This is a genomic window from Paraburkholderia guartelaensis, from assembly GCF_004353905.1.
In the GTDB taxonomy this organism is placed as follows: Bacteria; Pseudomonadota; Gammaproteobacteria; order Burkholderiales; family Burkholderiaceae; genus Paraburkholderia; species Paraburkholderia guartelaensis.
Genome location: NZ_SMOD01000148.1, coordinates 1 through 1480 on the forward strand (window position 1 = coordinate 1; position 1480 = coordinate 1480).

Sequence of the window (1480 nt, forward strand, 5' to 3'; positions counted from 1 at the left end):
AACGTCGCGTCACGCTCGATGCGGCGTGCGCTGCGCACGCTTATTCCTGCCTTCGCGGCCGCGAGTTCCTGCGGATGGTGTTTGCGCTTGTTCATGTAGAGGCGAACCTGTTGGTCGGTGATGCGGGTTCCAGACATGTGCTGACCGCTTCTTCTTTAAGAATCGATCAGCCATCCTATTGCCCCGCCGACGCGGCGCCGCCGGTGGTTCGTCGTCTCCGGCGGCTACGCCGCCTCCGACTCCTGACCACCGGCCAAAACAAACGTCAACGACCGGCCAACATAATTGTCGCCCCCCACACGCCGTTCGGGCGTTCTTTGCTGCAAGCGCCACGGCGGCGATTTTTTTGTGTCGGCGTCGACATAGTTTCATGACCCACGAATCGGTCATTTCAGGTTTGTTGGCTGCCATACGGATAACAGCACGAGCGCCGTGAATCAGCGTAAGCGACTCGTTCCGGCCGTTATAGACGGTGGCTGAGGGCGGCATCAAAGTGGTGCCCATCATTTCCGATCTGATGGGCATCACTTTGACACAGTCTGCAGAGAAGAAGCCGGGTACACGAACGGGGCGCCCGAATTACCCCCGGGAGCTTCGTGAGCGACTGGCAGCGGCCGCTTGCGAGCCGGGCGTATCAGTCGCAAAGCTGGCTCGGGAGAATGGCATCAACGCGAACATGCTGTTCACCTGGCGACGGCGATATCTGGCCGATCAGCAAGCTCGATCTGCCGGGCTCATTCCGGTCGTATTGCTAAGCGACACGCCGACGGAGGTCATCGCGTCAGCCCCGGCAGAAGCGCAAGTGCAGAGCGCGAAGCCTGTACCACCTGTCGGCACGATCGAGATCAGGATCGGTCGTGCGGTGGTTAGAGTGGACGGCCTGGTAGATGCCGATATGCTGCGGATCGTGCTGGGCAGTCTGCGCTCATGATCTCCCTACCGGCAGGCACGCGCATCTGGATCGCTGCGGGCGTCACTGATATGCGATGCGGGTTCCAGGGGTTGGCTGCGAAGGTGCAAACCGCGCTTGAGGAGAATCCGCTGGCCGGCAACGTCTACATCTTCCGGGGCCGTCGGGGCGATCTGGTAAAGATTCTCTGGGCTACGGAGGACGGAATCTGGCTGCTCGCGAACTAGCTGGATTCATACTGCAACTCCTATTCGCGGATCAGAGGGTTTTAGATGCCCCCGATGGGCAGTTCAAACTCCTCCACTTGTGGGCGGCTAAATTCCCCCAGGCAGGACGAGCGGATTATGCGTCGGATTCCTCAGTGACGGCAAGCCTGGCAGCGGCTTCACGGAGACGATAGCTCTTGCCTTCAAACTCGAGGAGTTTGGAGCGATGCAGCAGACGGTCAAGGATCGTCGAAGCCATGGTGCTGTCGCGAAGGTAGCGCCCCCAGTCCTGGACGACGCGGTTGGACGTGACGAGGATGCTGCGGCGTTGCTTGTAGCGTTGATGGACGAGGGTCTGCAGCAG

General features: G+C 60.4%; 3 protein-coding genes and 1 pseudogene. 2 read left to right on the forward strand and 2 right to left on the reverse strand.

Translation table 11 applies throughout. The features are described from left to right. Positions 1–306: 306 nt before the first annotated feature. Positions 307–441: pseudogene (locus E1N52_RS45220) on the reverse strand (IS110 family transposase); the annotation flags it as partial. Between the two features lie 31 nt (positions 442–472). Here E1N52_RS45220 and tnpA point away from each other — a divergent pair. Both tnpA and tnpB read left to right on the forward strand, forming a co-directional pair. Further along, positions 473–931 (forward strand): IS66-like element accessory protein TnpA, encoded by a 459-nt coding sequence (gene tnpA, locus E1N52_RS43690; protein WP_246089481.1) that lies wholly within the window; start codon positions 473–475, stop codon positions 929–931. Continuing rightward, positions 928–1137 (forward strand): IS66 family insertion sequence element accessory protein TnpB, encoded by a 210-nt coding sequence (gene tnpB, locus E1N52_RS43695; protein WP_133191258.1) that lies wholly within the window; start codon positions 928–930, stop codon positions 1135–1137. The genes tnpA and tnpB overlap by 4 nt, the downstream gene beginning before the upstream one ends. 115 nt (positions 1138–1252) lie before the next feature. Here tnpB and E1N52_RS43700 read toward each other — a convergent pair. Further along, on the reverse strand, positions 1253–1480 hold a 228-nt coding region (locus E1N52_RS43700), incomplete at its 5' end, for an ATP-binding protein (RefSeq protein WP_165979312.1).